Source organism: Polaribacter glomeratus (assembly GCF_002954665.1).
Lineage (GTDB): Bacteria > Bacteroidota > Bacteroidia > Flavobacteriales > Flavobacteriaceae > Polaribacter > Polaribacter glomeratus.
On the sequence record NZ_MSCM01000001.1, the window covers coordinates 2200504 to 2226269 of the forward strand.

The 25766-nt window shown below is 29.1% G+C and carries 23 protein-coding genes; 10 read left to right on the plus strand and 13 right to left on the minus strand.

What is annotated here, in order from left to right; all coding sequences use genetic code 11:
• Positions 1-3 precede the first annotated feature (3 nt).
• The 7 genes from BTO16_RS09335 to BTO16_RS09365 form a co-directional block, all read right to left on the minus strand.
• The gene (locus BTO16_RS09335; RefSeq protein WP_105021312.1) at positions 4-852 is read right to left on the minus strand and encodes a prephenate dehydrogenase; all 849 of its coding nucleotides are present in this window, start codon (positions 850-852) and stop codon (positions 4-6) included.
• A 138-nt stretch (positions 853-990) separates the two neighbouring features.
• Positions 991-2139 (minus strand): pyridoxal phosphate-dependent aminotransferase, encoded by a 1149-nt coding sequence (locus BTO16_RS09340; protein ID WP_105021570.1) that lies wholly within the window; start codon positions 2137-2139, stop codon positions 991-993.
• A 10-nt stretch (positions 2140-2149) separates the two neighbouring features.
• Entirely contained in the window at positions 2150-2974 is an 825-nt protein-coding gene (locus BTO16_RS09345; protein ID WP_105021313.1) for a prephenate dehydratase, read from the minus strand.
• A 338-nt stretch (positions 2975-3312) separates the two neighbouring features.
• Positions 3313-4335 carry a UDP-glucose--hexose-1-phosphate uridylyltransferase gene (locus BTO16_RS09350; protein WP_105021314.1) on the minus strand — a complete coding sequence of 341 codons (1023 nt, stop codon included), beginning with the start codon at positions 4333-4335 and terminating at the stop codon, positions 3313-3315.
• A gap of 21 nt (positions 4336-4356) precedes the next feature.
• Complete coding sequence (galK, locus tag BTO16_RS09355; protein WP_105021315.1) at positions 4357-5505, minus strand: galactokinase; 1149 nt, start codon at positions 5503-5505, stop codon at positions 4357-4359.
• A 10-nt stretch (positions 5506-5515) separates the two neighbouring features.
• A complete protein-coding gene (locus BTO16_RS09360; protein ID WP_105021316.1) occupies positions 5516-6409 on the minus strand; it encodes an aldose 1-epimerase in 894 nt (297 codons plus the stop codon).
• A 5-nt stretch (positions 6410-6414) separates the two neighbouring features.
• A complete protein-coding gene (locus BTO16_RS09365) occupies positions 6415-7413 on the minus strand; it encodes a GntR family transcriptional regulator (protein WP_105021317.1) in 999 nt (332 codons plus the stop codon).
• 141 nt (positions 7414-7554) lie between these two features.
• Between BTO16_RS09365 and BTO16_RS09370 the strand changes: the two genes are divergently transcribed.
• From BTO16_RS09370 to BTO16_RS09390, 5 genes are all read left to right on the plus strand, one after another.
• Positions 7555-8646, plus strand: coding sequence for a formylglycine-generating enzyme family protein (locus BTO16_RS09370; protein WP_105021318.1), 1092 nt, complete (start codon positions 7555-7557; stop codon positions 8644-8646).
• 3 nt (positions 8647-8649) lie between these two features.
• Positions 8650-11136 carry a TonB-dependent receptor domain-containing protein gene (locus BTO16_RS09375; RefSeq protein ID WP_105021319.1) on the plus strand — a complete coding sequence of 829 codons (2487 nt, stop codon included), beginning with the start codon at positions 8650-8652 and terminating at the stop codon, positions 11134-11136.
• 48 nt (positions 11137-11184) lie between these two features.
• On the plus strand, positions 11185-11550 hold the full coding sequence (locus BTO16_RS09380; RefSeq protein ID WP_105021320.1) for a DUF2237 family protein: 366 nt from the start codon (positions 11185-11187) through the stop codon (positions 11548-11550).
• A gap of 3 nt (positions 11551-11553) precedes the next feature.
• On the plus strand, positions 11554-11985 hold the full coding sequence (locus BTO16_RS09385) for a hypothetical protein (RefSeq protein ID WP_245892053.1): 432 nt from the start codon (positions 11554-11556) through the stop codon (positions 11983-11985).
• A gap of 124 nt (positions 11986-12109) precedes the next feature.
• Positions 12110-12445 (plus strand): hypothetical protein, encoded by a 336-nt coding sequence (locus tag BTO16_RS09390; protein WP_105021321.1) that lies wholly within the window; start codon positions 12110-12112, stop codon positions 12443-12445.
• Positions 12446-12519: 74 nt separating this feature from the next.
• Here BTO16_RS09390 and BTO16_RS09395 read toward each other — a convergent pair whose 3' ends face one another.
• Positions 12520-15324 (minus strand): M16 family metallopeptidase, encoded by a 2805-nt coding sequence (locus BTO16_RS09395; protein ID WP_105021322.1) that lies wholly within the window; start codon positions 15322-15324, stop codon positions 12520-12522.
• A 400-nt stretch (positions 15325-15724) separates the two neighbouring features.
• Complete coding sequence (locus BTO16_RS09400; RefSeq protein ID WP_105021323.1) at positions 15725-16915, minus strand: serine hydrolase domain-containing protein; 1191 nt, start codon at positions 16913-16915, stop codon at positions 15725-15727.
• 368 nt (positions 16916-17283) lie between these two features.
• On the opposite strand from BTO16_RS09400, the gene BTO16_RS09405 reads away from it, so the two are divergent.
• The 5 genes from BTO16_RS09405 (at position 17284) to BTO16_RS09430 (ending at position 21038) form a co-directional block, all read left to right on the plus strand.
• Entirely contained in the window at positions 17284-18519 is a 1236-nt protein-coding gene (locus BTO16_RS09405; protein WP_105021324.1) for a tyrosine-type recombinase/integrase, read from the plus strand.
• Between the two features lie 5 nt (positions 18520-18524).
• Positions 18525-19181 (plus strand): hypothetical protein, encoded by a 657-nt coding sequence (locus BTO16_RS09410; RefSeq protein ID WP_105021325.1) that lies wholly within the window; start codon positions 18525-18527, stop codon positions 19179-19181.
• 82 nt (positions 19182-19263) lie between these two features.
• Positions 19264-19557, plus strand: a complete 294-nt coding sequence (locus tag BTO16_RS09415; protein ID WP_105021326.1) for a helix-turn-helix domain-containing protein — start codon at positions 19264-19266, stop codon at positions 19555-19557.
• A gap of 342 nt (positions 19558-19899) precedes the next feature.
• Positions 19900-20733: a rolling circle replication-associated protein gene (locus tag BTO16_RS09425; RefSeq protein WP_105021328.1), complete on the plus strand. Its 834-nt coding sequence runs from the start codon at positions 19900-19902 to the stop codon at positions 20731-20733.
• Positions 20734-20735: 2 nt separating this feature from the next.
• Entirely contained in the window at positions 20736-21038 is a 303-nt protein-coding gene (locus tag BTO16_RS09430) for a hypothetical protein (protein WP_105021329.1), read from the plus strand.
• 59 nt (positions 21039-21097) lie between these two features.
• Here the strand turns inward: BTO16_RS09430 and BTO16_RS09435 are convergent, their stop codons facing one another.
• The 4 genes from BTO16_RS09435 to BTO16_RS09450 form a co-directional block, all read right to left on the minus strand.
• Positions 21098-21643, minus strand: a complete 546-nt coding sequence (locus BTO16_RS09435; RefSeq protein WP_105021330.1) for a hypothetical protein — start codon at positions 21641-21643, stop codon at positions 21098-21100.
• Between the two features lie 24 nt (positions 21644-21667).
• The gene (gene gapS4b / locus BTO16_RS09440; RefSeq protein ID WP_105021331.1) at positions 21668-22774 is read right to left on the minus strand and encodes a GapS4b family protein; all 1107 of its coding nucleotides are present in this window, start codon (positions 22772-22774) and stop codon (positions 21668-21670) included.
• Between the two features lie 3 nt (positions 22775-22777).
• Positions 22778-23710, minus strand: a complete 933-nt coding sequence (gene gapS4a / locus BTO16_RS09445; protein WP_105021332.1) for a GapS4a family protein — start codon at positions 23708-23710, stop codon at positions 22778-22780.
• A gap of 347 nt (positions 23711-24057) precedes the next feature.
• Positions 24058-25710, minus strand: coding sequence for a type I restriction-modification system subunit M (locus BTO16_RS09450; protein ID WP_105021333.1), 1653 nt, complete (start codon positions 25708-25710; stop codon positions 24058-24060).
• Between the last annotated feature and the right edge of the window lie 56 nt (positions 25711-25766).

The window sequence follows — 25766 nt, forward strand, 5'->3', positions numbered from 1 at the left end:
TATTTATTTTATACCGTTTAAAATTTGTTTTATATAATTTGTATTCTCCATTTCATTATAAATTTCAGAGAAATTATCCTGCTCCATCAACTCTTTAAAGTGTTTTAAATTGCCAATATATTCTTCTAATGTTTCTAGTATGTTTTCTTTATTTTGTTTAAAAATTGGCGTCCACATTGCTGGCGAACTTTTTGCCAAACGAACTGTAGATGCAAATCCTGAACCTGCCATATCAAAAATATCACGTTCATTTTTCTCTTTATTAATCACCGTTTTACCCAACATAAACGCACTTATGTGCGATAAATGCGATACATACGCAATGTGTTTATCATGAGAAACAGCATCCATATACCGAATTCTCATTCCTAATTTTGCGAAAATTTCCAAAGCTTTTTCTTGTAATTTAAAAGCTGTTTTTTCTACTTCACAAATAATATTTGTCTTGTTTTGAAACAAGCCTGTAATTGCCGCACTTGGTCCAGAAAACTCTGTTCCGGCAATTGGATGACCTGCTAAAAAATTTCTTCTCTTCGGATGGTTTTCTAACACTTTACAAATCTGTTGTTTTGTAGAACCTGCGTCGATTACTAAACAATGGTCGTTTATATGATCTAAAACTTTCGGAACTACTTCTAATTGTGCATCCACCGGAATTGAAACAATTACAATCGTTGCAATTTCTAAATCTGTAAACGTTGCTTTTTTATGAATTACGCCTAATTTTATCGCTTCGTTTAGATTTTCATCATTTAAATCGACTCCATAAATAACAGCTTCTGCATATTCTTTTTGAATATCTAACGCCATACTTCCGCCAATTAAACCAACTCCGATTATAAATACGTTCATTTTATTCTTAACTCTTTTAATTTTGAGATTGTAATTCTCGCTTTCTCTAAATTGATAAAACTTGTAAACTGCAACTATTTACTAAAACCCTTTTCCACAAACAAACTAACTGTCTACTGCTACTGAAAAACTGCCCACTTACTTGTCAAACCTAAGAATCGCTTCTTTTATAATTTCTGATGTTACACACAGTGAAAAACGAATATATCCCTCTCCTTGAGAACCAAAAACAGTTCCTGGCGTAATAAAAATATCTTTGTCATAGAGCACAAAATCTGTAACTTCTTCCGATTTTTTTCCTTCGGCAATTTTTGCCCAAACAAATAAACCTGTTGCATTTTTATCGTAGGTTGTTTCTAACTTATCTGCCAATTCCCAGATTAAAGCTCTACGTTCTTTATAGATTTTATTTTGCGTGGCAAACCAATCATTCGATAATTGTAACGCTTCTATGGCACCTTTTTGAATTCCGTAAAACATACCAGAATCCATATTACTTTTTACTTTTAAAATTTCATTTATAAATTTAGCATTTCCTAAAACCATACCAACGCGCCAGCCCGACATATTAAAAGTTTTACTTAAAGAATTTAACTCTAAAGCAATGTCTTTTGCGCCTTCTACTTGTAAAATACTGATAGGATTATCGTTTAAAATAAAACTATACGGATTGTCGTTTATAATTAAAATCTGATGCTTTTTACCAAATGCAACTAATTTTTCTAACGTTTCTATAGTTGCATTTGTGCCTGTTGGCATGTGCGGATAATTGACCCACATTATTTTTACACCTGATAAATCTTGAGCTTCTAATTCCTCAAAATTTGGTTGCCAATTATTTTCTTCACTTAAATTATAAAAAAGTGGCGCTGCGCCAACTAAATTAGTTACAGATGTGTATGTTGGGTATCCAGGATTCGGAATTAATACTTGATCACCTTCATTTAAAAAAGCCAAAGAAATGTGCATAATCCCTTCTTTACTTCCCATTAAAGGTAAAATCTCGTTTTCTGGATTCGCTGCTACACCATACTTATTTTTATAAAAATCAGCAATTCCGGTTCTTAATTCTGGTAAACCTTGGTATGACTGGTATTTATGTGCATTCGCATCCGTTAAACTTCCTTGAATTGCTTCAATTACTTTTGCTGGCGGTTGCAAATCTGGAGAACCAATTCCCATATTGATAATTGGTTTTCCTGCAGCTACTAAATTTCGTACTTCTCTTAATTTAATAGAAAAATAGTATTCTTGAACTGTGTCTAATCTTTTTGCTGGTTGTATCATAATAACTCCGTTATTTTCTACCATTTTTATAAACTCCTAAAACTTTAAACTCTTCTGCCATTATTTCTATTAGCGAATATGCTTTTTGATACTCCTTATAATCCTCGAAAGTTACATCTACAAAAAATGAATATTTCCAAGGTGTATCAATCACTGGTAAAGATTGTATTTTGGTTAAATTCATTTTACAATCGCTCATCGCGTTTAAAATGGCTGCCAAACTTCCTCTTTTATGACTTAACTGAAATTTAATAGATGCTTTATTAACGTCTAAATCCTCTGCTGGTTTTGCTGTTTGCACTATTACAAATCGTGTAGAGTTGTCTTTTATCGTTTGAATATCGTCTTCTAGAACAACCAATTTAAAAATTTCTGCTGCTATTTTTGGCGCAATTGCCGCAATACCAACTAAATTTTCTTTAGAAATTCTCTTTGCAACATCTGCAGTATCTACATCTTCTACTAATTTTATGTGCGGATACTTTTTAAAAAATTGTTTACACTGCAATAATGCCATTGGATGCGACCATACTTCTTTAATGTCTTGGATACTTTGACCTTCTAAAGCCATTAAATGATGATGAATATTTAAGTATTCTTCGCCAATAATATGCAAGTTATGATTGTCTATTAAGGCGTAATTAGGAATTATAGAACCTGCAATGGTGTTCTCTAAAGCCATTACACCAAGAGTTGCAGATTTATCTAAAAGACAATCTACTAATATATCAAAAGACATGCATTCTTTTAATGCTACAGATTCTCCATAGAAGTCGCATGCAACTTTATGATGATTTGAGCCTTGCGCTCCTTGTATGGCAATAATTTTATTCATTAATTACAAATAATGTCAAAAAAAAAGCCTCGAATTAAATTCGAGACTTTATATTTTATATGTGTTACTTAATAACATGATACAAAGTCTCTGCTTTTATTGTAAAAATAAAAGTAAAAATAGAAACGTGTAAAACTGTTATTTAACATCTTATTTTTCTTTGTGAGCAACAAATCTAAAGATTAAATTGGTATTTACAAATATTATTAAAAAACTTTGTAAAGTTTTACGAATATTACAAATACACTTGTTTTTATTGCGTAAAAATCAAACAAACTACATAATCTTATGATAATATGCAATATTTAAAATTTAAAACCCTTCTCTTATTATCTGTATTATAGTAATTCTCTTAATTTTTTAGCGGCAACTTCTGCCGTAATATCTCTCTGCGGAGAACCAAACATCTCATAACCTACCATAAATTTCTTAATAGTTGCACTTCTTAACAACGGCGGATAAAAACTCATGTGCCAATGCCAATGCTTATTTTCTTCTCCGTTTGTTGGTGCTTGATGAATTCCGCTTGAATACGGAAAGGAAGTATGAAACAATTTATCATACAATTGCGTAATTATAGCAATTGCTTCTGCAAAGTTTTTTGCTTCAACGTCCGATAATTCTAAAATATCTTTTTGTGCTTTTTTAGGAGCAATCATCGCTTCAAAAGGCCAAATTGCCCAAAACGGAATTAACACCACAAAATCATCATTTTGAAAAATAATTCGTTCATTCACTGCTAATTCTTGCTGTAAATAATCACCTAAAAGACTTGAGTTATTTTTGGTAAAATATTCTTTTTGCTGATGATTTTTTTTATCCACTTCGTTTGGCAAAGTAGATTGACTCCATATTTGTCCATGAGGATGCGGATTACTACAACCCATTACAGCGCCTTTATTTTCAAAAATTTGCACATAGTTGATGTTTTCATTTGCGCCTAAATCCTTGAATTCTCTTTGCCAAGCATGCACCACTTTTTTAATATCTTCCACTTCCATTTGTGCTAGACTTTTAGAATGATCTGGACTAAAACAAATTACTTTACAAATTCCGGTTTCGCTTTGTGCCTTTAACAAGCCATCATTTACAGAAAAAGAAGGTGAATCTTTTTGCAGCGCCGCAAAATCGTTTGTAAAAACAAAAACGTCTTTATAATCAGGGTTTATTTCTCCGTTAATTCTTGTATTTGTTGCGCATAAATAACAAGTTTCATCATACGCGGGTCTTTTTTCTGAAGATATTTCTTCATTCTGACCTTGCCAAGGACGTTTTGCTCTGTGCGGAGAAACCAAAACCCATTCGCCAGTTAGTATGTTGAATCTTTTATGCGAATAATCTTGTAAATTAGTGTTTTCCATTTTTGGTGTTTTTTTAGTTGATTATTTAACTAGATGTGTGCCATCAGAAAGTTCTACAAAATAGACAGCACATTCATTCTTGAATTTATTTTTAAATGCTATAGATGCAGCTTCTGCAAATGCTCTTGCTTCCGATTTTGCGATTAAGTTAATCGTGCAGCCACCAAAACCACCACCCATCATTCTTGCACCTAAAACATGTTTGTTTTTCTTTGCTTGCGCAACTAAAAAATCTAATTCTGTACAACTTACTTTATATTGATGTTGCAAACCATTATGCGAAGCATAAATTAAAGCACCTAAAGTTACCAAATCGTTTTCCTCAATAGCTTTTGCTGCTTTTTGAGTTCTGTCTATTTCTTGAATAACATACAATGCTTTCTGATAATTTTCTGGAGTAACTTTGTCTATAATTTTTTCTAAATCTTCTTCGGATGCTTCTCTTAAAGTTTTAATTTTTAACATTTTAGCAACGTTTTCACAAGCAGAACGTCTGTCATTATATGCGCTGTCTGACAAGCTGTGTTTTACGTTTGTGTTTATCAATAGTAATTGATGGTCTTTAAAATCGATTTCGTAAGGCTTAGATTCTATCGTTCTACAATCTAATAATAATGCATTGTTTTTAATCCCAAACATACTTGCATATTGATCCATAATTCCGCATTTTACGCCCACATAATTGTGTTCTGCTTTTTGTGAAATTAAAATCATTTCTGTTTTTGTTAAGTCTAAATCAAACAATTCATTTAAACCAAAAACTACACTATTTTCTAAAGCTGCAGATGACGACATGCCTGCACCTCCAGGAATATTTCCTTTAAAAATGATGTTGAAATTGCCAACAACTTTATTTCTATTTTGTATTTCTGCCACCACACCTAAAACGTAGTTTTCCCAACTTCCTTCTTTAGACGGTTTTAGTTTGTCTAACTCAAACTCGATAGTACTATTTAAATCTAATGCAATTGCCGTGCAAAAACCTGCATTGCTTTTTTGAATTGCTGCGGCAATTCCTTTATCAACAGCTGCAGGAAAAACAAAACCTCCGTTATAATCTGTATGTTCTCCTATAATATTTATTCTTCCCGGAGAAAAAACCAAAATTGGTTGGGCTTTAAACGTTTTTATAAACTTTATTTTTACATCTTTTATTAGTGCAGCACTCATTTTATTAGGATTAATTGTTTATCAATTTCACATTCCAAGTTATAGCATAGCTTTCATTAGGCGCTAAAAATTGCAATCCTATTTTATTATTAAAACTATTAGAAACTCCTGTCATAGGTTCTATTGCGATAACAGAAAAACCTTTTGGAGTGTATAATTGCAAATAATTTTCTTTTTTATCCGTAGAAATTTCTATTTGATAAGACGGCGTTTTAAATTGTACAACATTTGTCTTTAAAATAAAACAATCATCTAATTGTTTGTCTTCAATGTTAAACTCGGCTTCGGTTTTATGGTCTATTATTTTTTTGGTAATTAAACTTGTATCGAATTCAATTTTTTGATCACTTTTAAAGCGTAAAGAACTCTTAGTTAAATCATCACTTAAAAAATAAGGATGCCAACCTAAAGTAAAAGGATAGGTTTTTGAGTCTGTATTTTTTATTTTTAAGGATAAGGTAATCTCATTTTTTGTGAGTATGTACGTTGCATAAATTTCATAGGTATAAGGAAAACCTTTAATTTCTTTTGTTTCTTTATATGCAATTGTAACAGCACAAAAATCTGTGCTTTCTTCTTTACTAATCAACTCAAATTTTTGATTATACACCAAACCATGCAAAGCATTTTCACCAGTTTGATTGCAATTTAGTTGATATTCTTTTTCTTGAAACAAGTATTTTCCTTCTCGAATTCTGCTTGCAAAAGGAAACAAGATGGAAGATGCATATGAAACTTTATACTCAAAATTTGGCTGCTCTTTAATCAAAAAGATATCCTTAAATTTTAATTCTTGAAGTCTACCGCCTTCGTCTAAAAAAATTCTTGCTTTCGCCGTATTATTGGTGTTTTTTAATTCTAAAAAACTAAAATTATTTTCTGTTATTTCCTCAACTGTATACATTCTTTTTAAATTGATTTTCTTAAAATTAAACTACTCGGATTTTCTATTTTAATTTGTTCATTATTCAAAACCATTTGAGCCAGTTTTTTTCCCATCAAATTAAAATCAGTAGAAATTGTGGTAATTCCGTTTTCTACAACCTCTTTTAACAAGCTATCATTAAAAGAGATAATGCCAATGTTTTTTCCTAAAACAAGCTTATTTTCTTTTATTTTTTTGATGATTCTAATCAAGTTTTGATCATCTAAAACAAGGTATAATTCCCCTATTTCTGGAACTCTGTCTTTTATCGACGAAACAACTTCGGAGACAAGGTTATGCTGATTACAGAATAATTGAAATCCTTGTAAAATGCCTTTTGGTTGTTTTTCATCAGAAAATAATAAAACTATTTTTTGATAGTTTGAGATGTGCGTTAATGCAGCATAAAGTCCGTTAAAAATATCTTTTTCAAAATTCTGATAAACTGCAGGATATTCTTCTAAACCTTTATGAACCTGATCTAAAATATATACTTTCTCTTTTGGCAAATTTTGAATTATTTTTTCTGTGCCCACTAAATTTGCTGGCATAATTACATAAGAACTGTAATTGCCTATATTATCATTAATAAGTTTTGCAAAAATGTTGCTATTAAAGTGATGGAAAAAAATATCAACCTGAATATTATCTCCTAGATTATTTAAAAAGGAGTTATATAAGTCTTCTTTAAAAGAGTTTAATTCATCAAATAACAAAAATATTTTTTGCTCAACCACTACATTTTCGGTAGAAACATAATATCCTTTACCTACTATTGAATGAATAATTCCCCTATTTTTCAATTCGTTAAAAGCTACTAAAACGGTGTCTCTAGAAAGGGAATGTTGATTTTTTATAGTGTTTAATGATGGTAATTTATCTCCTTTTTTTAGTAAACCATTAATAATAGCATTTTCAATAGAAGTAACTATTTGCTTGTATTTAGGTGTTCCAGAATCTTTTTGTAACGACACAATTTCCATGTTACAAATATAAAATAAAATTCCAATTAAACAACTGGTAAGTACTAGTAGGTTTATAAATAAAATTCACTTAACATTGTAAGCCTATAAACTGTAGAGAAATTAAATAATAACTTATTTTTACATTTCAAGAAACAAACCATGTTATATCAAAATAAACCAGCAGCTTTCACCTATTATTCGTTCCTTTTTTTAACTTTTTTAGTGCTTTCTAGTTGTAAAAACTCAAAAAGCGAAACCCCAAAAACACCAGAAATATCCGAAATAAAGACTCCTGAAGGCATGATTTGGGTAAAGAGCAAAACCTTTTTACAAGGCGCAAAAGAGACCGATAAGTTTGCAATGCCTAGAGAAAAACCGGCACATTTAGTTACGGTCGATGGTTTTTATATAGACGCTACAGAAGTTACCAACAAACAATATACAGCGTTTGTAAATGCTACAAAATATGTAACGATTGCAGAAAGAAAAATAGATTGGGAAGAAATGAAAACGCAATTACCTGCAAACACGCCTAAACCTAATGATTCTATTTTACAACCTGGCAGTTTAATTTTTAATAAAAACATAAATGCAATTGCAGATATGAATAATTACGGACAATGGTGGACGTGGAAAATAGGTGCAAATTGGAAACATCCAGAAGGCCCGAATTCTGGCCTAGAAGGAAAAGAAAATTACCCTGTGGTTCACATTGCTTTAGAAGACGCATTGGCATATTGCAAATGGGCAAATAGACGTTTGCCAACAGAATCTGAATGGGAATCTGCTGCGCAAGGAACCAACTCAAACACGATTTTTACATGGGGGAATGACGCTTCTATTTTAAATGCAAATGCAAATACTTGGCAAGGTGTTTTTCCTACAAGAAATGATTCTAAAGACGGATTCGAATTTATTTCGCCCGTAAAATCGTATCCAGCAAATAGTATTGGTTTGTATGACATGACTGGTAATGTTTGGGAAATTACAGCAGATTTATTCAACGTAAATTACTATAATGAAATAGATATTTCTAAACCAATAGTAAATCCTAAAGGCGCAAACAAGTCTTACAGCCCAAATAATCCGTATCAATTAGAACATATAATGAAAGGTGGCTCTTTTTTATGCCATGCCTCGTATTGTGCAAGTTTTAGAATTTCTGCAAAAATGGGCGTCGCAATAGATTCTGGCTCAGATCACATGGGTTTTAGAACGGTTGCAACAACAGAAATGGTATCCTCAAAATAAAATATGTATTTAATTTTTTTTAAAAGTAAATCACAAAAAAGTTGGTTAATTTTACTAATTAGCACAACTCCATTTATATCCGCTCAAATAACCGGTAAAATTATTGATTCTGATGATAGTTTTCCTTTAGAATATGCAACTGCGGCACTTTACAGTCAATCACCTAAAAACTTAATTACAGGAGTTATAACAAATAAAAATGGTGTTTTTACGTTTGATAAAATTAAAAAAGGAACCTATTCTTTAGAAATTTCATTTATTGGCTATCAGCCTAAAGAAATAGAAAATATTGTTTTTTCTGATGTAAAAAAAGATATAGGAACCATCAAATTATCATTGGGAAACAGTTTAAACGAAATACTAATTACCTCAGAAAAAGCGACTGTTATTAGCAAAATTGACAAACAAATTTTTGATGCTACAAAATTTAAAAATAGCGCAGGTGGTTCTGCAACCGATGTTCTTAGAAATTTACCTTCGGTTTCTGTAAACGGAACGGGAGAAATTAGTGTAAGAGGCGCAACTGGTTTTGTGGTTTTGTTAAACGGTAAACCTGTACAAGGAAATGCGGCAACTATTTTAAGTCAGATTCCAGCAAATGCAATTGATAAAGTGGAGGTTATTACAGCTCCGTCTGCTAAATACGATCCGGAAGGAAAAGCCGGAATTATAAATATTTTCACTAAAAAAGGTGCTATTGACGGAGCTTTTACACAAGTAAATATACGGTCCGGTTTTCCTTCTATTGAAGATTATGATAATTCTGAAAGTGCAAAACGCTACGGAATTGATGCAACCTATAATTACAGAAAAGACAAATGGAATTTTTCTTTTGGCGCAAGTTATCAAAGAAATGATTTAGCAGGACGAAGAGAAGGCGGCGTTTTTACAATTATTAATGATGTAAAAACAAGCTTTCCTTCGGATGGTGAGCGTTCATTTGATGAAGAAAATGTAAGCGGTCGTTTTACTGTTGATTTTACTCCGGATGAAAAAAATGAATTTACAATAGGATTTTTTGCAGGAAAAAGAAGTAAAGATAGACGAGCTGATATTTTGTATTTCGATAACAATGCTGTGCAACCCGCAAACAGCAATAATAGATTGTATATGCTTCAATATTACAACGAGAATTTACGAATTAGAACCAGTGATTTTGCTTTAGGTAGTTTTAATTATGCGCATAAATTTGCTGATAACTCAAAATTATCAACCACTTTTTTATATGAATACACGCTGCTTGGCGGGCCAACTACCAACAGAAATTTAGGATATCCTGATACTTCTAAAATTCTACAAGATGAATATAATACGAATGATAATCCTTTATATGGAACACTTTTTCAACTGGATTATGAGTTTTCAAATTTCACTTTCGGAAAGTTAGAAACGGGTTATCAATATCGTTTTTTAAATCACCAAGGAGATTTTTTATATACCAGAAGAAATAATACGACTGGTATTTTTGAAACTGTACCAGAATTCACCAGTGAAATCGACTTAAAAAGAACCCTGCATTCTGGGTATGTAAATTTATCAGGCAAAAAAGAAAAATGGGAATATGCTGCAGGAATCCGTTTGGAAAAAATGGATAGAGAATTGTCTTTACAAGCGGAAAACGATCCTAATAAAAAAACGTTAGAGTATGATTACTTGCAATTATATCCGTCAGCAACTTTACAATATTCTCTAGAAAATGATACAAAAATTAAAGCCGCTTATAGCAGAAGAGTAGAAAGAACGACTACTTTTAAAATGAATCCTTTTAGAGAACGAGAACATTCTGAAACCTTTGAACAAGGGGATGCAAACTTACTTCCAGAATTTGTAGATTTGGTTGAATTAGGAATTTCTAAAAAATTTAAGAGAGGAAATTCAGTTTATGCAACAGCGTATTTTAGAAATGTAAAAAACTTGGTAAACAGAGTAAATGAAGTTTATAATGATACTATTTTAGATAGAATTTATACAAACGTTGGGCAAGGAAAAACACTTGGTTTAGAAGTTGGTGCGCAATTAAAATCAACCAAAAACTGGTCTAATTTTATTGGTTTAAATGTTTTTAATTTTGACATCAATGGCAATTATAAAGGCGACAGAATAAGTAATAACGCCACCCAATATTCAATCAATTTAAATTCTACTTATAACTTTTGGAAAACGGCTACTTTACAATTCACATTAAATTATTTATCTGAAATGGTTACCGCACAAGGAGAAGATTCTCGTTTTTATTCACCTAATTTAACCTTACAAAAAACATTTTTAGACAACAGGTTATCTGCCACTTTACAATGGCAAAATATAGATTTAGGTTGGTTAAAGACAAACGAACAAAGAATTACAACGTATAAAACTGGCTCTTTTTATACGACCACAAATTATGTGTATGAGGTAGACATGGTTACATTAAATTTGACCTATAACTTTAATAGTACTAAAAATAAATCGAAATTTATTAACAGCGAATTTGGTGCAAAAGAGTTTTAGAAAATTCGTTTTTGTATCTTTATAGGCATAATCTTAAAGCAATTAATTTTGGAATTAAACGTATTTAGTAAACCCTTAGAAAGCTGCTGTACAGAACCCGCAACTGGTTATTTTAGAGATGGTTTTTGTAGAACAGTTTCTCACGATGTTGGCACACATACCGTTTGCGCAATAGTTACACAAGATTTTTTAGACTATTCTGCCTCTAAAGGAAATGATTTAATGACGCCAATTCCGCAATGGAGTTTTCCAGGATTACAAGCTGGTGACAAGTGGTGTTTGTGTATTTCTAGATGGTTGCAGGCAGAAAAAGTAGGAAAAGCTCCTTTTATTCTTCTAGAAGCAACGCATATAAAATCTTTACAATATACAAGTCTAGAAGTGCTTCAAAAATACGCCTTCATTAAAAAGTAACTAATGTTGGACTATTCGCAAATTATCGTACAAATTTCAATTTTGGTTGATGCAGGTTTGGTTGTACTTATTTGGATGGTACAATTGATTATTTACCCAAGTTTTACGTATTACAAATCCGAAGACTTAATTAAATGGCATCAAAAATATACAAATCGTATTGCGGTTATTGTAGTTCCTTTAATGCTTTCACAACTTGCTTTTGCAATAGTTGCCGTATTTTTAAATCTTAGTTTTACAACTATTATCACTTTATTAATTGTGCTATTTCTGTGGATATTTACTTTTGTAAGTTTTGCTCCACTACATTTTAAAATATCTGAAGGAAACACGAATCAAAAAATTTTAAAACTGTTAATTCAAAGAAACTGGATTCGTACTTTTTTATGGTCGGTTTTATTGGTGCTGCATCTAATAGTATCTATTTGTATTTGATAAAAGAAAAAATTTGCAGTTGTAAAAAATAAAACAGGAAATTGATTTTTATACTGCTATATGTTTTGAGTTAACATCACCTTAAATTTATGTAAATTAAATTTTTTTCAACTAAAAATAAATTATGGAAGAAGAGGAAGAAAAACTAAGAATTAGTCGCTATTTTAGAAATGTGATGAAATTAGTGGCAAAAGAGGTTATGGCTAAAAAATTAGTTACAAAAGAAGATTTGTATCATTTATTTGAGGCAAACAGTAGCATCGAACAAATTTCAACTTCCCCTTTTTATATAAAATATAAATTTACCAAAAAGAACATCCCAAAGGTTACTATGAAATGCGAGTTTATTAGTTTAAAAATACCTTTAAAATATTGCTTAATAGGTAGTTTTCGTGTTCTTAAGCCCAAAAAAAACAAGAAAAGGCTAGCTGCAAAAAAGTTTTACTTTGAAGAATGTTAATTCCGAAAAGAAAAATAGTTGTAAAAAGAAGCGTCTCAAAATTGAGAAGCTTCTAATAATAAATCTTTAGTTTTTTAATTTTCTGGTTTAAAAACAATCTCGTAAGATTTGCTGTTTTTCATTAATTTTTTAGCAATATTTTGCAAATCTTTATCAGTTATTGATTTTACAATGTTTTCATAATTTTTAGGATCATTCATATTATATCCTTCTAGCACAGAATTCATTAACAAACTCATTTGATACCTGTTATAGTTCTTACTTTCTTCTCTTTCTTTTAAATAATTAGTCAACGTTTTATCTAAATCAACTTGTTGAATAACGCCATTTTTAATTGCTTCAATTTCTTTGTGAACTATACCTATTAGTTTTTCTGCTAAATCTGGATTACAGTCAAAATTTATAGAAATTGACGCTTCTTCAGTTGGTCTTCTCGAAATTGAACCTCTAGAACTTGCACCGTAAGTGCCGCCTTCTTCTTCTCTTAAAGATTCTGTGTAACCCAATTGCAACACATCACCCATTGCTCTCATTAATATTGAATTTTTTAATGAATATTTCATGTCGTTTTTAATAACCACACGAACCGATGTTTTAGGATCTTTCATTTCTAAAAACACATCTTTATCTATTTTATTATTTATCCAACTTGTTGAATTGTCTTTCCAATTTTCTTTTTCAGTTGTTGTTGGTATGCTAGCAATATACTTTTCTAATAATGGTTTTATAGTTTCTTTGGTTACATCGCCAACAATAAAGAATGTAAAATCTCCTGCATTACCAAATCTACTTGTATAGATACTTTTCATTTTATTAAAAGACATTTCCGACATCAGTTTTTTGTCAAACAAGCGTTCTGTAGGATGATTTTTACCGTATAAAATTGTAGTAACACTATCCTGCATTTTAGATTGTATTTGCTCACTCTTTCTTATTAAAAAGGCTTCTACTTGCTGCATTAGCACATTGTACGAAGTTTCATCGAAACGAGGTTTTGTAAAACGTAAATTTACCAATTGCATCATGGTTTCTACATCTTTTGTTGAAGAAGACCCTGATACAGTCTCATCTATACTACCAACACTTGCTGTAGAATTTGCTTTTTTGCCGGCTAAAACCTTTGGCAAATCGATTGCAGAAAATTCACCCAATCCAGACATTTGTATAACATTACCAAGCAGCATTGTTGATGGTATATCTTCTACTTTTAATAAAGATTGACCTCCATAACTAACAGCGCTTAAATTTACATCATTCTTATTCTTGTCTGCAAACTTATAATGCACTTGAATGCCATTGCTTAATATAAAAATTGTTGAACCAATTTCTTTATTTTCTTTTTCTGAAACAATAGACCCTGTAATTAAATCAACTCCAGACATTAAAGATCTTGTATTCTCTTCTTCTACATATCCTTTTAAACTTTGATCATTTTCAACTTTGTTAAGAATTGTTAGCGCTTCTTCTTTTGTTAAGTTTTTATTTCCTGCTACCCCTGTAACAACTATAGATCTGTTCTTTTTAAGATATAGTTTTTGTATTTGAGTTAGTAACTCTTGTTGGGTTAACTGACTAAAAATAATTTTAGCAATTTCAAGTTCTTTTGCGATATCTGTAATATGTGTATTTTCTAAATAATTGGTTTGAATATCTCTTACAATTTGTCCGTGACTTCTATTTCCTAATCCTGCAATTTGATTTTCATAAGAACCTGTATATTGTGCAACAATAGTTGCTATTTCTGCTTTTGTAAACCCAAACTTTGCTGCTCTGTTAATTTCTGAAATCACTAATTCAAATGCTTCATGTTGCATATTTGGTTTAGGAACAATACGAGCACTAAATTCGTTATTTAATCTAGAAAGACTTCCATAATTAACGCCTCCATACAATAAAGGAGATTCTGGTTTTTGATTGATTTCGTTTAGTCTAGTAGAAATAATAGAGGTTACCATTCCGTTTAATAAGCTTTCTTTTAAATCGGCTACTGTTTCATTTTTTAAAGATTTATCATGACGAATACCAAAAGAAATATTCGAGCTAGTTACTTCTTTATCCATTGCTATATCATAAATAAGTTCCTCATTATCTAGAATACGAACTTGTTTGCGCTCAATAGGATTTTTTACAGCAGGAATGGTTGAAAATAATTCTTTAATTTTTTGCTCAATTTCATCCACGTTTACATCCCCAATAATCGCGATTGCTTGTAAATCTGTTCTATACCAATCGTGGTAAAAATCGCGTAATGCTTTATACTTAAAGCCTTCTACTACTTCCATTTGACCAATAGGCAAACGTTTTGAATAGATAGAATTATTAAACATTGTACCAATTGTTTGCTGTAAAATGCGCATACCTCCGCTTTGGCGTGTTCTCCATTCTTCTTTAACAACACCTCTTTCTGAATCAATTTCCTCATCAGTTAAAGATAAATAGTTAGACCAGTTTTGTAAAATAGACAATCCTGTTTCTATTAGCTCAGGAGTTGTTGGTATATTATTTATATTGTAAACGGTTTCATCAAAAGATGTATATGCATTAATATCTTTACCAAAAACAAGACCATGTTCTTGCATTTTATTTAAAATTCCTTTTCCAGGAAAATCTCTAGTTCCGTTAAATGCCATATGCTCTAAAAAATGGGCTAATCCTTGTTGATTATCATTCTCTAAAACGGAACCTACATTTTGTATAATGTAATAACTAGCTACACCTTTTGTAACTTTTGTATCATAAATGTAGTATGTCATTCCGTTTTCTAAAACTCCTTTCCTAATGCTTTGCTCATTGGGCAAAGGCATTTCTGGATTAATTGTTTGCGCTAGTGAGCTAAAACTAAAAGCGACACACAGGCTAAATAATAAAACTCTCTTCATATTGATTTTTTTTGTGTTTTTTTTTGATCTATTACTTGTAAATATATTTAATTAATTTACGCTAAAATAAAAATTTTTAAAGTCAGAAATAAGTAGATCTATAATATAATTTGTTAAATTTTTTAAAACGAAACGACATACTACATTAAGCGTTAGAGATTTTTTGAGTAGTGTTTACAGTTTTTATCAGTGTCTTTTTAAAATATTTAGAATCTGATTTTCCGTAGAACTTGAGTGCCAGAACTTTTTTACTAAATCCTAGCAGATTTCATTAAGTTATAGAACCAAAGTAAGTTGAAGACTGTTCTTTTAAAAATTATTAAGGTTTCTTATTAAGGTCTGCGTCCGTTTCCTCTAGAATGAGAAAAACGGTGATAACGATAAAGCAGTTTTAACAAAATTAAATAGTAAAATTTTCAGCAATAATTTGCCTTATTTTTTTATTGAGTGAATGCATATCCTTATAACTAGTATGCTCTAAAACGATAACCACTAAATCTTCTTTCAGATATTTTGTAAGTGCTGTACTAAATCCGTTCCATCTTCCATGATGATAAATACTTTTTTCTTCATTCGTATCAATTCTAAACCCAAAACCATAAGGCACTTTTTTCCCATCAGTAGTTTCCCCTTTGCAATACATAAGGTCTAGAGATGTTTTTGTAAGCAGTTTTCCTGTGTTTAATCCTTGAGTCCATTTAAACAAATCTTCGGCTGTAGTGTATACGTTTTTGTCGCCCACAATAGCGTCGTTTACAGTACTGCGTATTTTTAAATGTCTCCATCCTTTATACAATCGATATCCGTCTAGTTGATTTTCTTTAATACTATCATTTTCAAAACTATACACATATGAATGTTTCATTTGCAACGGTTCAAAAATATTAGTATTTAAAAAAGAGCTAAAAGAAGTGCCAGAAACTTTTTCTACAATAGAAGCCAAAACAAAATAACCAGTGTTAGAATAATCAAAATTATTTCCTGGTTTAAAAAATCGCTGAACATTACTTGATTCTAGCAATTCCATCATTTCAACATTTGTAGGTGCTTTTTTCTGTTCCCATTTATGCTCTGCTACCCAGAAATATTTTGGCAATCCGGCGGTATGATTTAAAAGGTTTTTAATAGTAACGCCTTCATAAGGAAAGTTAGGAAAATAAGCATCTACAGTATCTGTAAGTTTAATTTGACCTCTTTCGTTCAAAAGCATAATAGCGGCGGCAGTAAATTGCTTACTAACAGAGGCTAACTGAAATAAAGATTGCTTGTTTAAAAGAATTTTCTTGTTAAAATCTGCGTACCCAATCTGATTTTGATACACAATTTTTTCGTTTTTTGCTACTAATATGGATCCATGAAAATCATGCCTTTTATTAATTCGTTTTAATAGAGAATCTAACTTATAACGTACATTTTCTGTAACATTTTTAGGATATCGTTCTACTAAAAAAGGAGGAACAACTTTAACTGCAGCTGTTTTAGCTACCTCTACTGAATTCTTAGATACTGAAGTATTAGCAAAAAGCAGAAAAACACACGCAAAAAGTATCAGTACTAACGATATTTCTTTACTATTTTTTTTTGTGTACAATTTGGAGGTATTTAATGTGCAAGTTAAGAATGATTTCTAAATATTCAAGAGACACGTCTTAAAATATTCTTTTTAGTCACTAAAATATTAATTTCTACTTTTAAAATCACATAACTTTTTAACATAATTTCAGATATTCCTTAAAAAGAAAAACACCCTCTTGAAAAAGAGAGTGTTAACTTTGCTATTGCGGTCTGGACGGGACTCTTTTTTACTTTATCAAATTTTACCTTATTTTACGTTATATTCAATAATGACAATACTTAACAAGGTTTTTAGTGTTAAATAAAATTACATAAAAATAGACTAAATCAAATTTATTCGTCCCCTCATTCGTCCCCTATCAATTTTTATATTACTTTTGAATTATGGCAAAAGTAAAATTTACACTCAAAGAACCTAACACAAAAAAAGAGACTCTAGTTTATTTAGTTTGTAACTATCAATACAAAAGATTTAAATATTCAACTGGCGAAAAAATAAATCCAATATTTTGGAATCCTAAAAATCAAAGAGCAAAAGAAACTAAAAAATTTAAAGAATATCCTGAATTTAATACAAGATTAGACACCCTACAATCTGCTTTAAACACCATTTTTAGAAAATTACTAAATGATGGTATTCAACCAAATAATGAGTTATTAAAAAAGGAACTAGAAAATGAATTAGATAGTAAAGTTCTGAAAAAAAGGAAACTTACTTTATTTGATTTTATCGAAAACTATATTGAAGAAAGTAAAAATTTTAAACAAAAAAGTACTGTTACAGTTTACAAAACAACTCAAAAACATTTAAAAAATTTCTCTGAAAAAACAAAAACCAATATTGATTTTGAATCAATAAACTTGACTTTTTATTCTTCATTTATGAAGTACCTATCTAAAGACTTAAAAATGTCAAATAATACAGTAGGTAAATATATTAAAACTTTAAAATCTTTTTTAAATGAAGCAACTGAAAGAGGTTTAAACGAAAATCTAGAGTTTAAAAAAAGAAAGTTTAAAACTTTAAAAGAAGAAACAGATAAAGTATATTTATCAAATTCAGAATTGGAAATAATTTTAAATCATAATTTTACTAATCAAGAGCATCTTGAAAAAGTCAGGGATTTATTTTTAATAGGTTGTTATACTGGTTTGAGGTTTTCAGATTTTACTCAGATAAAAGAAGAAAATATTTTTTTAGATAAATCTATAATTCAAATCAATACAAAAAAAACAAATGAAAGAGTTACAATACCAATGCATAAAATAGTAAGAGATATATTAAAAAAATACAATTACCATATACCTAAATCTTACACAAATCAAAAAATGAATAAATATTTAAAAGATATTGTTGAAAAATGTGAGATCAATTCTTTGATAGAAATTACAACCTCTAATGCTGGAATTATTAAAAAATCTTCTATTCCAAAATATGATTTAATTACTACGCATACTGCTAGAAGAAGTTTTGCAACAAATTTATATTTAGCAGATATACCCTCTATATCCATTATGAAAATAACAGGGCATAAAACTGAAAAATCATTTTTAAGATATATTAAAGTTACACAAGAACAGAACGCTAATAAATTACTTACACATTCATTTTTTAAATAAAAATATTGGAAACAAATAAATATATAATCGATTTTCAAAAAGTTCTTATTGATACTAATAATAAGAAAATTCTACTTGAATTAGAAATTAGAGAAATTGAAAAATTAATACATAAAGAAGAAAATTTATATCTAGGAATAGGAAATAATTTGATTAAATATCAATCTAAATCAGTATTCCAATTTGATTATTATCCCTCACAATTCTTTAACAACGTTGTTCATAATTACTTATTAAATAATGAATTTAATTTTAACTCAATATCAGATAATAGATTTAAAGAAAGAGATATAAAAGTAGCTAAAAATGCAATTGATTTTGCAGATTATTATAAATGGTTAAAAAATATAAATTCAGATACTCCAAAAAGTAAATCTTTAAATAAATCTGATTTAACACTTAGTCAAAAAATATTATCACTTCATTATCTTGGCTTAAAACTTGATGATTATGACAAAACTAAATCAAGTAAAATACTATCTAAAATTTTAAATCAAAGTGAGGATAACACTAGAAAATATTTAAATCAACTTTCTTCTGCTACCAAAGAATCTGAATTAAAATCTACAAAAAACTTAAATACTTTATTAGAACTTTTTGAAAATGAACAGTTTAAAGAAGTTCAAAATAAAATAAAGAAAGATATAGATAAGTTGGGGTAATAGATTGAGGTTACCCCAATAGACATTAAACTCAATTACTTACTGACTTTTGTACCATAATTAATTTTAAAAATAAAATATTATGGCAAAAATCACATTACAAACTTTTGAAGTTTCTGACTTAGAAAAAGCAGTATTCAACTCATTCAAAAAAATTCTTAAAGATTATCCTCTTTTCCAAAAAAAGGAAAAATTAGAATTATTATCTAGAAAAGATGCATCAAAACTTCTTTGCATCTCCCTTCCTACTTTGCATCAATGGACTAAAGACGGAGTAATAAACGCTTACAGAATTGGTAACAGAGTTCTTTACAAATTAGAAGATATTAATAATGCTTTAACTAAAATTAAAACATTAAAATTTAATAAAATCTAGTTATGGAAAAGAAAAAAAATGATTACTCAGTTATTGTATTTCTTGAAAATGAAACCAAGCCTAAAAAATGGGTTTACGTTCACAAACTCAATGGATTCTCAATGTTTCTAGACCAAAAACATCCTACTTGGCTATACATGAATGTTTACGAAAGAAGAACCCGTAAATATATTAAGCGATTCCAAAAGGGAGAATTCATACCGCCTTTTATACAGAATTAGTTTTTCTTTTTTTTTAACCTTTAAGAAACAACTTTCAGTAAATAACCATCAAAGTATAACCTTTTAAAAACACCTTTAATTAACCTTTAATGGTTTTAATTATTGCACAACGATTCAGATTATGATAGTCAAAAACACCTACGGAGTAAGCGTAACTTTTTCAACAAAAATGTATGGAATATCTCCAAAAAATGAGTTTACAGGTTCAGCAGAACAAAGAAAAAAAACAATAAAAAAACCAAGTAAACCAAAATTAAAAACAGATGTAAAAGAAATTAAGCTTCGTACTTTATCAAAACGCTCAAAGCAAAAAATTAAAAAGAAGATAACTTGCTTTTCTAGATGCTATAAAAAATTAAGTTTTGTTACACTTACTTTTTTAAATAAAGTTACAGATGAACAAGCAATTAATATTCTTAGAAAATTTATAGATAACACAAAAAAAAGAAGCAAAGATTTTCAATATATCTGGGTTATTGAAAGACAAACTAAAAATACATCTTTTAAGGGGAATCCACATTTTCATATTATTACCAATAAATATTGGGATATTCAAAAATATTGGAATTATTGGATTGATTTACAAATAAAAAACGGAGTAAAACCAACTGACGAAAATTTCAAACCATCATCAGCTTTTGATGTGAAGCAACTAACTTCTAATAATATTAGAAGTATTGCTTCATACATTACTAAATATGTAACCAAAAACAATGATAGTTTTAAATGTCAAGTTTGGAATTGTACAAAAAGAATTTCTTTACTATATACAGACTTTTACACTAAAACTGACTTTACAGACCAGTTTGAAAGATTAGGAGCAATAGCAAAAGAGTTTTCTGATAGAGACCCCAAAAACCCTGTAATTAATGTTAAAATGATTAGTTTGAATAGACAGACTTTACCAATGTATAAAAGGCTCGATGATAAAAATAAAAACCAATTAAACAACTAAATATGAAACATTTTATAGCAGATTTAAAAATATCAAACGGACTATCAATAGCAATAAAACCAAAAAGTATAAAATTAAATTTTGAGAATTTTGAAATCATTCTTCAAGAATATACCTACAACATTTCTAAAAGAAAAAATATTGCAATCTTAACAATCAAAGGAGAGAAAAATGAGGTTTATCAATTTTGCCTTAAAAAGGACTTTAACCCAAAAGAATTAGAAGATCAAAAATATGATTTTATCCCTATATTTTTGAAACAATTAATTTTAGAAGCACATCACAGATCAAAGATGCTTTATTAAAATAGATTCTATCCATTTTTAATCTTTAAAAGACAGTATGATAAAGACAAATCTATAATTTAAATCATTAAACTTTGTTCAAAAACTTTAGTATCTCCGTATAAATTTGAATACTCTACTTTTATTTTAGTTTTTCTTAAAAAATTTAAAAATGAATCAAGTTTAATCTCTTCTTTGAAAATTAATTTATGCACTAAACTGGTTTCTCCTGAACCTATAACACCTCCCCTGATTATTATTTTACTTTGACTTAGTTTTTCATCCATAGCCAAGACAGATTCTAAATAATGTATCGTTTGAATTTCAATTAAACTTTTATAGTTTTTATCTTCATATACGAAATCAATTGAATTTAGAACGGCGGGACCTAAACCAAAATTCCGAAGACTAAGCCTGTGTCCCTTTTCATCTCTAACCTCTGCACTCAAAGTAACTAATGGTTCAACACTTTTTTTATTATGCTCTATAGTATTTTTTAAATTTTTCCAATTATAATATAAACCTATTGTAATTCCAGCAATACTCACAACAATAGCGCAAATTGAAACGACAAAACTTTTATCTATTTCAAAATCACTAAAAAGAAATATTAAATTCAATTTCATAACAAATCATATATCTATCTATTCTTAAACAATTTTAAACTCATCATAACTCTCAACTTTCTTTTTTTCAAAAATTTCTAAGAATTTTTTTCTAATTGTATTTATATTTTTTTCATTCTTAAATTCTTTATTAAGTACAATATCAATAGATATTTCAAAATCAGAGTTTTCATTTTTATTTTTTACATACTCCTGAAAACCTAAATTAATTAATACAGAACCTTTAACCCCTGCATAATTTACTTTATATCTAAGTTTTATTGCACCAAATATTAATTTCGAATAATATTTATCATCTGTCAATAACATATGATTTTGCAAACCTTTTCCACTTAGTTTTAAATTATCAATTTCATCCAAAAAAATTTTCACATCCTTATGGCTAACAACATTTTCATCTAAATATAAATCGATATCAGTAATTGAAGTAAAATCAAGGCTATCATGAAAATTGCCCGTAAATGAATTAAAAAATTTCACCCTTGATAAATTATCAAAATGATTAAATTTCACACTTATTATATCATTACTAGAACTAATTATTGATTTTGAATTCATTCTTTCTTTCAGAATACTCATTACAATATTATTGACTTCAACTGTTTCTTTTGAAGTTGAGTTTTCCTGTACAGATATTTGAACTTCTTCTTCAGAAATCTTATTGAATGTTATTGCTCCTTTGTGAAAAGTAGTGTTATTTGTCCAATCATTTAAAGCATTTTCTCTTTCAATTGTATATTCAAAATGACCTATATTTTCAGATTCAAAAAAAAAAGACGGAGTCCCAATTACTTTAAAATTAGGCTTATAAGTATGTTTATCAATAATTAAAGCATTTAAATCAATTCTCGCACCTAACAAGTCCGTTAAATCAAAATCCAATTTACATTTAATTGATGATGTTTTATATTTAACTCTTTCTTCTTTTGATTTCTGTGTATCATATAATTCTTTATAGTCATTAGGACTAATAATGCTTTTCATCAAAAGCGGTACTGAGTTATTTTTTTCATTGTGACCTAAAAAAACTCCTTTATCCCTTAAAAGAATATTTATATTTGAAATTGAAATATTTGACTTTACTAATAACTGTCGAATATAATCTCCTTGTGGTAGTATGTTTTGATTCATTTCTTAGTTGTCTCTAAAATCAGATGGAAATTTCTTAACTTCTAAATTTTGATTTAATTTATAACTTGGATGATTAATAAGTTTATCTTTAATTGAATTTTTGTTTTCAATATCATCATATTTTAGATACTGAATGATGACTTTATTTACAGTCTTCAAATGGTCAAAAGATTTTGCGAAATTTAAAATTTGTCCAAATTGAGAATCTTCAAAATCATCATTAACAAAAATTGAAAGTATAACTTCTTTATTATATTCTATTCTTAAAATAATTATATCAGAATATAAATAATTTAATGGAAATATTTTCCCAAAAGATGATTTACCAATTGACATCAAATTTAAAGCTGAGTTATGATAAACAAAATCAACATTTTCCACATGAAAATATTTTTTTGTTTTATAAATACTCTCGTATAAAAAATTCACTTTTCTATTATCAAGCAAAATTATCTTATCAAATAATAAGTCTGGACTAATTTGTACATTTTTAACTTTATCTATTAAATTAAAATCTAATTCACTTTTATTTGATAGCCATATTAAAACTCCAAACACCTCAGTTTTATTGACTTCGGTAAATTTTTGATTTAAATCATTTTTAAGTTTTGAATTATTAAAACATTCTATTGTAAAAGCTAAATCCTTTAAAAATTTTTTAAATAAAGTACTTGGAGAATTTGGGTATTCTTTTGCTGAATATTTAGTAGAAATTACACCCATATCTAGGGAGTTATCTTCTAAAGGGGTTTTATAACCGACTAAACCATCCAAGCCATGAGTCGTTTTATTAGCTTTAGCTACTTTATGTTTTTCACCTCTAACACAATTAATTGATTCATTTTCAATTAATGAATTAAAATTTAATATTTCCTCGAAGACAAATTTTGATATTTTCTCTCCTTTTTCCCCAATAGATTTAGACCACTCTCCCATATTTTATATAAATTTATATAAGAATTTACTGATGATTATTATCTAAAATAAATTATAGATAATCTTCAGTCCAATTTTTTTATAAAGATAAAAAACTTTATTTAGAAAATGTAAAATATAAATTTTATTGTAATTGTATAAGAGATTATTCGCCCCCTTATTCGTCCCCTAAAAAGAAAAAACCCTTACAAATCATTGATTTATAAGGGTTATTGAAATCTAAAAGCGGTCTGGACGGGACTTTTGTAAACGTAATTAAATTACTCATTATCAAATAATTACATTTTTATAATTTTAAAATGTACCGTAATATGTGCCTTTATTTTTAATTATTTCCTAATTTTATTTTAAATAGTATCTAAACCCAACTCTTTTAAATAACCATTATGTTCTTCAAGGGCTTTTGCTGATTTGATTTCTACCTCAACAATTTTTGTATTGACTTCTTTTAAATTAATTATTTTTTCTGCAATTGCTGTGCTTACGTAGCGTGATATATTTAGGTTGTAATCATTTTTTTCAATTTCTGCCATTGACACTCTACGTGCATAACGTTCTATGTTTTCTGGTCTGTTTTGATAGGTATCTATGATTTTTTTAATATCATTAGGTGCTTTTGGGTCTAGAACGCCATCTACCTTACCATCACGTAAAGTGTTTTGATTCTTCTCTTTTTTATAATGCTCACTTGCATTTATAAAGAGTACATCATTATCCTTTTTACATTTTTTTAAGACTAAAATACAAACAGGAATCCCTGTTGAAAAGAATAAATTAGACGGCATACCAATTACGGTATCTATATGACCATCTTTTAATAATTTAGTTCTTATACGAGCTTCTGCACCTCCTCTAAATAAAACACCGTGAGGTAAAATAATTGCCATTGTACCTTCATCACTTAAAAAGTGAAAACCGTGTAATAAAAAAGCAAAATCTGCTGCTGATTTAGGTGCTAAACCATAGTTTTTATAACGGAAATTTTCGCCCATTGCTTCTGATGCATCCCAACGTAAACTAAAGGGAGGATTTGCGACAACAGCATCAAAAGTTACTTTTTTAGCGGGATTCATTTCGTTAAAAACATCCCATTCGTTTTTTAAAGTATCGCCGTGAAATATTTCAAATTCTGAACTTTTTACGCCGTGCAACAACATATTCATACGTGCCAAGTTGTATGTAGTTATGTTTTTTTCTTGTCCGTAAATTCTGCTAATTGTACCGCCTGCTTTTTCTATTTTATCTTTTACATTTAATAGCAAAGAACCTGAACCACACGTAATATCCAATAATTTATTTAATTTTTTCTTTTTACCTGCTTTTGGGTTTTGACTGTCTAAAGTTACAATTTCTGATAGTATGGTAGACAATTGTTGTGGTGTATAAAACTCTCCTGCTTTTTTACCTGAACCTGCTGCAAATTGCCCAATTAAATATTCGTAAGCATCGCCCAATGTATCGCTATCGGTGGAAAAATCTGCAATACCTTCAGAAATACTTTGAATAATTTTACAAAGTGCTTTATTTCTCTCTGTGTACGTTTTCCCTAGTTTTTCTGAATCTAAATTGATTTCTGAAAATAAGCCTTTAAAAGAATTTTCAAAAGATTCGTTTTCTATATATTTAAACCCCTTTTGAAGCTCTTTTAATACTTCTTCATCTTGCTTTCTTGCCAGTTCTGCAATGCTACCCCATAAATAGTTAGGTTCGATAACATAATGCACTTTTCTACGCATTTGTTGTTCAAATGGCACGATGTCATTTGGATTGTCTTTGTACCAAACTGAAAGTGGTGTACGTTTATCATCTTCTTCTAAATTAGGATAATCTGAACCTAATTCTTTTTTTACTGAACCTTCATAATTATCAGATAAATACCTTAAAAATAAAAATGATAGCATATAATCACGAAAATTATCTGCATTCATTGCACCTCTTAAATCGTTGGCGATATCCCAAAGTGCTTTTCCTAATTGTTCTTGTTGTTGTTTTGCCGTCATTATATTTTTTTTTATACAAAGAGCGATGCCCTTTTTGCAAAGGGCGTTACCCTTTA